7 protein-coding genes and 1 pseudogene are annotated in these 9,103 nt (G+C 70.9%); 2 read left to right on the top strand and 6 right to left on the bottom strand.

Translation table 11 applies throughout. The annotated features are described in order from the left end of the window. Positions 1-328 precede the first annotated feature (328 nt). Positions 329-1,030 (top strand): annotated as a pseudogene (locus ACF1B9_RS27985) (MFS transporter); the annotation flags it as partial. Between the two features lie 84 nt (positions 1,031-1,114). Here ACF1B9_RS27985 and ACF1B9_RS27980 read toward each other — a convergent pair. The 4 genes from ACF1B9_RS27980 to ACF1B9_RS27965 all read right to left on the bottom strand — a co-directional run bounded on the left by ACF1B9_RS27980 (position 1,115) and on the right by ACF1B9_RS27965 (position 5,524). Continuing rightward, positions 1,115-2,350: an MFS transporter gene (locus tag ACF1B9_RS27980; protein ID WP_391740753.1), complete on the bottom strand. Its 1,236-nt coding sequence runs from the start codon at positions 2,348-2,350 to the stop codon at positions 1,115-1,117. A gap of 171 nt (positions 2,351-2,521) precedes the next feature. Then, positions 2,522-3,805, bottom strand: coding sequence for an MFS transporter (locus ACF1B9_RS27975; RefSeq protein ID WP_391740752.1), 1,284 nt, complete (start codon positions 3,803-3,805; stop codon positions 2,522-2,524). Then, positions 3,802-4,941: a PLP-dependent cysteine synthase family protein gene (locus ACF1B9_RS27970; protein WP_391740751.1), complete on the bottom strand. Its 1,140-nt coding sequence runs from the start codon at positions 4,939-4,941 to the stop codon at positions 3,802-3,804. The genes ACF1B9_RS27975 and ACF1B9_RS27970 overlap by 4 nt, the downstream gene beginning before the upstream one ends. Before the next feature lie 115 nt (positions 4,942-5,056). Then, positions 5,057-5,524, bottom strand: coding sequence for a hypothetical protein (locus ACF1B9_RS27965; protein ID WP_391740750.1), 468 nt, complete (start codon positions 5,522-5,524; stop codon positions 5,057-5,059). 150 nt (positions 5,525-5,674) lie between these two features. On the opposite strand from ACF1B9_RS27965, the gene ACF1B9_RS27960 reads away from it, so the two are divergent. After that, the gene (locus tag ACF1B9_RS27960; protein WP_391740749.1) at positions 5,675-6,169 is read left to right on the top strand and encodes a hypothetical protein; all 495 of its coding nucleotides are present in this window, start codon (positions 5,675-5,677) and stop codon (positions 6,167-6,169) included. 210 nt (positions 6,170-6,379) lie between these two features. On the opposite strand, the gene ACF1B9_RS27955 is transcribed toward ACF1B9_RS27960, so the two are convergent. Together ACF1B9_RS27955 and kdpC are read right to left on the bottom strand one after the other, a co-directional pair. Next, the gene (locus tag ACF1B9_RS27955) at positions 6,380-8,194 is read right to left on the bottom strand and encodes an APC family permease (protein ID WP_391740748.1); all 1,815 of its coding nucleotides are present in this window, start codon (positions 8,192-8,194) and stop codon (positions 6,380-6,382) included. Positions 8,195-8,445: 251 nt separating this feature from the next. After that, positions 8,446-9,075, bottom strand: a complete 630-nt coding sequence (gene kdpC / locus ACF1B9_RS27950) for a potassium-transporting ATPase subunit KdpC (protein WP_391740747.1) — start codon at positions 9,073-9,075, stop codon at positions 8,446-8,448. Positions 9,076-9,103 lie beyond the last annotated feature (28 nt).

The raw sequence follows: 9,103 nt of genomic DNA, 5'->3' as shown, positions 1-9,103 counted from the left end.
GCTGACCCCTCCGTCCCCGACGGAGTCCCGACGGTGTCCCGACGGTCCGGGGCCGTGTGGTGTGTACTCACCACACGGCCCCGGACCGCTTTCGAGCGCCGAGAGCCTTTCGGCCCACGCCCGGACGGCCGCCCGACGGGCTCGGCGGCCGCTCGGGGCGCTCACGGACACCTCGGAACGGGCCGATGCCCTCGTCGACGGCATGGAGGGCTCGGCCTTCGGGGCTCCGCGTGGCCTCCACGCCCGGCAGGCCGGGCCTGCCCGGCGGTCCGCGGGCAGGAGGTCCGCGGTGAAGGCGGCCCGCTCCGGTCGGCCGGCCCTGCCGAGCCTGTGGCGGGACGGTGACTTCCGCAGGCTCTGGGCGGGCCAGACCGCCTCTCAACTCGGGGCACAGGCCGCCCAGGTGGTCCTGCCGCTCATCGCCGTGGTGACCCTGGACGCCGGCGCCGCCGAAGTCGGAGTCGTGCGTGCGGTGGAACAGGCACCCATCCTGCTGCTCTCGCTCTTCGCCGGTGCGTGGGTGGACCGCCGGCGCTCCCGCGACGTGATGGTACTGGCGGACTTCGGCCGCGCTCTGGCACTGACCGCGATCCCCGCCGCGTACCTGCTGGGTCTGCTCGGCGCTCCGGCGTTGCTCGGCGTCGCCTTCCTCGTCGGTGTTCTCAGTGTGTTCTTCGATGTGGCGTATCAGGCCTTTCTCGTAAGGCTCGTGCGTCGTGAACAATTGACGCAGGGCAACAGCCTGCTGCAGGGCAGCAGGTCCGCGGCGCAGATCGGCGGCCCCGCTCTCGGCGGTGTGCTGGTCTCGCTGTTCTCGGCGCCGTTCTCCCTCGTGGCCGCCGCGTTCTTCTTCGCGCTGTCCTTTCTGTCGATCCGGCGCATCCGCCGCCCCGAGCCCGTGCCCCGGCACGCCGGGCAGCCCCCTCGAATCGGGCGGCGGATCCACGAAGGTCTCCGCCTCGTCGTCACCGATCCCTCGTTGCGGGCGGTGGGACTCGCCTCGGCCGTGTTCCAGTCGGAATGCTCGGCGGCCGCACAGAACCCACGCGGGGACGCTTCGCACCGTTTCAAATCCGTTGGATGACATGCGTGTGGGGCAGTCCCTCGGAGTGGTTCAGACGGCCGGTGCCCGCTCCACGGCTTCGAGGGGCGACCGCCCCGTGTGCTGATGTCTCTGTGCCCAGCGGACGGCGAGGGGCGCCACCAGGCCCGTCAGGGCGAAAAGTGCTCCGACGACGTACCACCCGGGACGGCCCCAGGTGATGCAGAGCGAGATGAGCAGGCCCGGCCCCAAGGCCTCGGCCAGACCGGCGCCCAGGCCGAACACACCGAGGTACTGTCCGGTGGCGTGCCCCGGCGCGAGGGCGAACGAGACCTCGAATCCTGCGGCGGAGTGCCAGAGTTCACCGATCGTGTGGATCACCATCGCGGTCATGAGCAGCGTTGCCGCGGCCCACGCCGGTATCCCCGCGGTCAGGGAGATCAGGGCGCAGGAGACGAGGAAGGCCACACCCGCTCGGCGGTAGGCGACTGCGCCGGCCGCCGGGGAATCGATGCTGCGGCTGGCTCGTACCTGAAAGGCGATGACGATGAGGGTGCTGGTGAGCATGGTGCCCGAGATGAGCCAGCGCGGGGCGGTGGTCGCGGTGACCAGCCAGAGCGGGATGGCCACAGTGAGGACCTTGAACTGGATGGCCATGATCCCGTCGAGTGCGGTGATCAGAAGGTAGGGGCGGTCCCGCAGGGCGATCCAGCGGGGGCCGTCGACGGTAGGGACGGGCTTGACCGGCGGCAGGAGGAACAGGACTGCCGCGGAAGCCACGAAGGCGAACGCGTTGCCGATGACCAGAAGCTGATAGGCCGTGAGGGTACCCACCTGAACGACCCACCCTGCCAGCAGGGCGCCGAGGGAGATGCCGACGTTGGTCACGGCACGGAGGTAGGCGCGGAATTCCTGCGGCCGGCCTCCTCCGTAGTGCCTGATGAGCGGGCTGCGTGCGGCAAGTCCGGCCGCCTTGGCCCCCGTGGCCGCGCATACCGCGAGGACGAACGGCCAAAAGCTGTCCGCCAGCACGAAGCCGGCCGTTGCCAGCGCCTGAACGACCAGGGTGGTCGCGTAGACGCCCCGAGCCCCGCATCTGTCGGCGAGATGGCCGACGGTGATGCCCACGGCCAGCGAGACGAATCCGGCGATGCCGAGCCCGAGCCCGACCTGGCTCGCCGGAAGGTGCGCCGCCTCGGTGAAGTACAGGACCCCGGCGGTCAGATAGAGGCCGCTGCCGACCGTGTAGACGAAGTTCGAGAGGGCGATGACGCGCTGTGGGGCGGAATCCGGCATCAGTGCGGGCATGACGGGGCTCCAGGTCCTGGGCAGGAAGTAAGGACCGCTCCAGCTTGGTGAACATTACTCGCATGTGCAAGAGAGTTGCGAATACTGACGGATGAGAACCGACCCGGTCTCACCGTGCGGCCGAGCGCAGCGGGCATGGTGCGGCGCAGTCCCCGTGGCCACCCACGCCCCTCACCGCTGCGGAACCGGTTCCCTCGCCCGGCCGGCCCGGAACGGACCGAGTCTCCCGGTTCGCATCAAGGCGGCGACCGCGGCAGCGCACATCAGACCCACACCGCACAACACCAGCCAGGGCAGACGCGGTTGCTCGGCGGAGGCATCCCACACGGCTCCGGTCGCGAGGTTCCCGACGGTGATCCCGACGCCCGAGATGGTGTTGTACAGACCGTAGTGGGTGGCGACCAGCCGGTCGCCGGAGAGCGTGACGACGGTGTCCATCTCGAACGGGTACACCAACGCCGTACCGAGGGCGAGCAGGGCGGCCGCGAGGAACAGCGGTACCAGGGCCGCCGCCCGGATCAGCGGCCCCTCTCCCCCGGGCGGCGCCCCGGCGACCACGAGCGGCGCGAAGGCGCCGCCCATCAGCGCCAGGCCATACACGACCGACCGACCGGGCGACCAACGCGCCCGCGCCCAGGCGGTGATGCGCAGTTGCCCGGCCGCGGCGACACCGGCGGACACGGCGAAGAGCGCGGTGGTGACGCCGTCCCCGCTCCCCGGAGCCACCCGCTGCGCCTGGAGCGGCAGCGCCAGATAGACCTGGAAGGACAGGACGTACGAGCCGGTCATCGCCGCCGAGAAGAGCAGAAAGGGGCGGTTGGACGCCACGGCGCGCCAGTCGGCGAGCACTCCCTGGAGCCCCTCGCCCGCTTCGGACGGACGTCCTCGGTCGGGCAGCGCCCTGATCTGTACCAGAGTGAGCCCGAGGAAGAGGAGCGCCGCCACCGCGCACACCATCCGGAAGTTCAGCGCGATCAAGGAGAGACCGATCAACGGACCGACGAACATGCCGACCTGGTAGAAGACGTTGAACAGTGCGAACGCTTCCACGCGGCGCTCCCCCGCCTCCCGTGCGAGATAGGCCCGCACGGCCGGGTTGAACAGCGCGCCCGCGAAGCCGGTCAGCGCCGACGCGAGGATCAGGGCGGGCAGCGAATCGACGAGGCCGAGCAGTCCGAAGCCGACGGTCCGCAGCACGCATCCGGTGATGATCACGTTCTTGCAGCCGAGCCGGTCGGCGAGCGTGCCGCCGATGAGGAACATGCCCTGTTGGCTGAAATTTCTCACGCCGAGCACCAGTCCGACCGCCCAGGCGGCCATGCCCAGGCCGCCCGAAAGGTGGATCGCGAGGTACGGCATCAGCATGTAGAACGCCGTGTTGATGGTGAACTGCTGGACCATCAACAGCCGGGCGGCGCCGTCGAAGGAGCGGAACTGCCGGACGAATCCCCTCATCGCGCGGCCACCTCGTCCGCGTGCGGCGCGGTGATGTTCACACAGCGCGTCCAGCGCTCCACGGCGCGCTCACCGGGATGGCCGATCTCGTCGGGGTCGTCCGCGGGCGGGCGTGAGAGGAGGTCGTGCGCACGGCAGTAGTCGTCGCTGTAGACCGTGTCCCAGTATCGATGGACTCCGTCGGGGAAGATCGCCGCGATACGGGTGCCCGGGGCGTGGGTGCGGGCGAGCCAGCCGGCCACCAGCGCGACGGCGCCGACGCTCCAGCCGCCACTCGCGTAGTGGTGTCTGGCCAGCCGCCGGGCCGCCCAGACCGCCTCGTCCGGTGCGACCCAGTGGGCCTCGTCGAACGCGGTGTGGTCGACGTTGCGCGGATGGATGCTGCTGCCCAGGCCGCGCATCAGGCGGTCTCCGGCGGGCTGGCCGAAGATGGCGGAGCGCACCGAGTCGACACCGACCAGCCGCACGCCCGGTGACATCGCGCGCAGGGCGCGGGTGATCCCGGCGGAGTGTCCGCCCGTTCCGACGGCGGCCACCAGCACGTCCACCCGGCCGAGCTGTACGGCGAGTTCGAGGGCGAGGTTCGCGTACGCCGCCGGATTGTCCGGGTTGTGGTACTGGTCGGGACACCAGGAGCCGGGAGCCGCGGCGAGCAGGGAGCGGACGCGGTCCCTGCGCGCCTGCTGCCAGCCGCCGACCGGGCTCGGTTCCTCGACGACCTCCACGCGGGCGCCGAGGGCCCGGAGCTGATGAACCATGAGGAGTTCCATGCCCGGGTCGGTGACCAGCGTGACCGGATGGCCGTAGGTGATGCCCGCGAGCGCGAGACCGAGTCCGAGCGTTCCGCTGGTGGACTCGATGACGGGCGCGTCGGGACGGAGCTCTCCGCGGGCTCGGGCCGCAGCGACCATGTGGAGGGCCGGACGGTCCTTGATGCCACCGGGATTGGCGCCCTCCAACTTGGCCCAGAAGCCGCGGCCGGCGGGGCTGAAGGGGCTTCCGACCCAGAGGACCGGCGTGTTGCCCACCATTCCGGCGGGGGTACGGCGGGGGGCGCCCGCAGGTACGGGGAGTTCGTGTGCCGCCACGAAGGCGCGCACGTCGTCGGGGGAAATGCTGCGCAGAGCAGTGGTCATGCCGACCTGGTCCTTCCACGGCCACGACTGGACGGGGCCGTTGCGTGAGAGCGGTACGGGTGAGGGCGCGGCTCGTGCGGGCGATCGGCGGAGCGACCGGGCACACGGAGCCGTGTCACGTACGGCTGACGCAGACCAGGCGCAGCAGAGAGCATCCCGTGGGGGACGACGCCCCCTCGGCTGCGAGACCGCGGGGGTGGTGCGCAAGACCCGAAAGGCCCGACTCCATGAGTCCCCACGCGGCCAGGGTGAGCAGCAGCGCCTCCAGGAGAGGGAGCACGGATCGCGTCGACACCTCGCCCAGGAGCGCGGCCGAATCGCAGCACCCGCCGGGAGCCGCCGGATGGTGCCCGGCCCCGGACGCGTCGCAGCCGGCGGGTTCCGGGGTGTCCCCCATGCTCTCCATGCCTCGCACATCAGGGGCGAGCGCGGACATCGAGCCGCTGATCGGCGTCACATGGTGCCCGTCCTGCGCCTGCACACCACACATCAGCACGTGAGCCACGGCGACGGTCGCCAGGCTCAGAAGAAGAGTGATGACGAGGCGGCGGACTCCCGGCCCCGGGGCAACAGCTGACAGCACGTCGTCGACCGTATCGTCAAAAGTGGAGTGATACGCATTTATGCGGACGTACGGGTGAAATTCCTTGTCGAGACAGTACGAGCCCTGCGCGCCCGCTACGGAACTCGGCCGGCGAGGCGGCGGGGGCGGAGGGGCACGCCCCAACACCCCTTGCCGACGGCGGAGTTCACCGCCGCGCCGACGGAGGGACCCACCCCCGCACCTGCGGAGCAGGGCCGAGGGACGCCACCGGACGCGACCCGCCCGCACAGACGTGCGGCGCCCCACGGAGTCCCGCACGCGACCACCCCGGCAGCGAACAGTGGGGCGCTCGCCCACCGGGCTGGCCATCAATACCTTCCGTCGCTCGGCACCGCACTGTCCGGTGCCCGTCCGGAGGAGGGCGGCCTCGCCTCGGGGATCGTCAACACCGGCTACCAGGTCGGCTCCGCCCTCTGCCTCGCCGCCATGACCGCACTCGCCGCCGCACACGGTGCCCGCGAGCCCGGAAACCCGACGGCCCTCACCAACGGCTTCTCCGCCGCCTTCCTCGGCGCCGCGGTTCTCGCCGCGGTCGGCGCTCTCACCGCCCTGCTGACGCTGCGCACCACACCCTCCGCCGACGAAGCCGCCAGGGGAGAGCAGCAGGAAAAGGCAACAGCCTGAAAGGGACTGCCGCCTTCCGGTGTCGGACAAGGAGGACGTCGCGGCGGGCCCGTCGAGTCCCGCGGCGAGCACATCCACCGATCGGAGCGACAACGGCAACGGCAACGGCAACGGAGACTCTGCTGGAGGTCGGCCCCGCCAACAAGGTCGGCTGACCCCTCAGGTGCGCGGCGCGCCGCACGGTCATGAGGCGCGCCGTGAATGCGACGTTCACCGGCTGAGCCGGTACGGGAGCATGCAGACAACGACGTCGGTATGGGCCATGAGTGTGGCGGCCAGCAGGATGCCACGCTGGTTCTGCAGGATCTGGTAGCGGCGGTGGAGCGGCTCGACCTCCGGGATGAGGACGGCGATCTGCCGCCCTTCCTCCACCGCCCGCTCGACGTACTCGACGATCGGCTGCACCAGAGAGCGCTGCGGACTGTCGATGATGTCCAGACGTACGCCGGGGTTCCAGCGTTCCCACCTGTCGCTCAGTTCCTGAGCCTTGACCGGGTCGGAGTGGACGGCGACCGCGACGACGTCGTGTCCGAGGGCGCCGGCGGCCGTCAGTGCGTGCTGGGCGAGCTTGCTGACTTCTCCGACCGGAACGATGACCAGGGACTCGGCGCGCCGCAGCGCCGGGGGGATCTCACCGAGACCGAGCTCTTTTCCGACCGCCGTGTAGTAACGCTCGACACGGGCGAACAGCAGCATCAGCAGGGGAACGGTGACGACCACCACCCAGGCGCCTTCGAGGAACTTGGTGGCCAAGAGGACCAGTCCGGCCACGGCGGTCAGCACCGCGCCCGAGCCGTTGAGCACCGCGCGCCGCAGTCGGCCCGGCGATCGTTGCCCCGCCCAGTGCCGTACCAGCCCGATCTGGCTGATGGTGAAGCCGGTGAACACGCCGATCGCGAACAGCGGGATCATCCGGTGCGTGTCACCGTCCACGGCGATCAGCAGCAGCGCCGCGAGCAGTGCCAGTGCCAGCACGCCCCAGCGGTAGACGGGACGTTCCCTGCGCAGCCCGAACAGGTGGGGCAGGCGGTGGTCGCGGGCCAGCAGGCTCATCAGGACGGGCAGGCCGCCGAAGCTGGTGTTCGCTGCGAAGGCGAGGGCCAGGGTGACCAGGAGGTTGGTCGTGTAATAGGGCCATCCCGTTCCGTACGCGCCGGCGGTCAGCTGGGCGAGGACGGTCACACCGCCGCGTGGGGCCACGTGGTCGCGGCGGATCAGCACCGCCAGGCCGATCAGCATCAGCCCGAGCAGCGCGCCCAGCATCAGCTCGGTGCGCTGCGCCCGCTTGACACGGGGCTCGCGGAAGACAGGCACTCCGTTGGCGATCGCCTCCACGCCGGTCAGCGCGGAGCAACCGGAGGAGAAGGCCTTCAGGAGCAGCAACGGCCCCAACGCCTCGGTGACGTGGACGGGTTGAGCGCTTCCCACGACGGCCGCGGGATGGCCGCGCAGCAGCCCCAGGGCGATGATGCCGAAGATGCTCACGACGAAGAGCACGGTGGGCAGCATCAGCACCCGGGCGCTGTCCGCCACGCCCCGCAGGTTCACAGCGGTGAGCAGGACGAGTCCGATGAGACAGACGGCGAGCAGGTGCGAGCCGAGAGCGGGGAACGCGGAGGCGAGGCTGGCGGCGCCGGCGGCGAGGCTGACCGTCACGGTCAGCACGTAGTCGACGACCAGGCTGGCCGCTGCGAGCAGACTGGTCCTCGGCCCGAGGTCCTTCTTCGCCACCGCGTAGGCGCCACCGCCATCGGGGTGCACGGCGATCACTTGGCCGTACGAGATCACCAGGACCGCCAGCAGCGCGGCGATGACCAGCGTCACCGGCAGCGTGGCGGTCAGCGCCCCGGTCCCGGCGGCGATCAGGACGAGCACGATGGCCTCGGGTCCGTACGCGACCGAACTCAGCGCGTCCAACGACAGCGCGGCAAGCCCCTCCAGGCTGGTCAAGTGGTACTTGCCACCCTCCCCGTGCTGGAGCGGAACTCTCGGCCGCAGTTGGCGGCGGGCCAGACCGTACGCCATGGGTGACCTCGCGGTGCAGGGTGCGGGGGCTGTCCAGCAACAGTGTGACCGGACCACTGCGGTGTGGGCCTTCAAGGACGCGCCAGGCTTCGCCCAGGTGCCTCGGAGAACCGTCAGCGCGTGGCCGGGGTGGTTCTGCACCCGCACGGGGCACCTGCCCCGTGCGGAGGAGGACGGCGCCCTTGCCCGGGACCGCCCGGGCCGGGACTTCGACCGTGGCGCGCCGCCGGGCAAGGAGCCCCGCCTTCCGGTCACACCAGCCCGGCCAGATCGTGGTTGAGCTCCACGACGTTGACGCGTTCCTGACCCAGGAAGCCCAGAACACGTCCTCGGACGTGCTGGGACACCAGAGTTCTGACCTCGGCGGGGACGAGGTGGCGGGCCTTCGCGACGCGGTCGACCTGCTCGTAGGCGTACGCCGGGGAGATCTCCGGGTCGAGCCCGGAGCCGCTGGCGGTGACCGCGTCGGCAGGGACGGACGTGGGCGGGACCCCGTCGAAGGCGGCGACGGCGGCACGGCGTTCCCCAACGCTCCTGATCAGGTCGGTGTTGTTCGGGCCGAGGTTGGAGGCGCCGGAGTTCGTGGGGTCGTAGCCGCCGGTGGACGGGCGGGGCTGGAACCACCCGGGGTCGGGGCGCAGTGGCTCCTGGGCGTCGTGGGGATTCTTCTTCGGCAGGGCGAAGTCCTGGCCGATCAGGGTGGAGGCCACCGGCCTGCCGTTCGTCGTCAGCATCGAGCCGTTGGCCCGGTGGGAGAGACCGGCCTGGGCGATGCCGGTGACGAGCAGGGGATAGGCGATGCCGGTGATCACGGTGAACGCCAGCAGCATCCGCAGGGCCACCAGATGGTGCTGGAGTACAGGGGGAAGGATGGTGCGCACGGTGGGATCGCCGTCTTCTCTCGTCGGG

This window comes from Streptomyces sp. NPDC014727, assembly GCF_043083485.1.
GTDB lineage: Bacteria > Actinomycetota > Actinomycetes > Streptomycetales > Streptomycetaceae > Streptomyces.
Note: the sequence above shows the minus strand (reverse complement) of the source record. Positions and strands in the feature narration are given on the sequence as shown.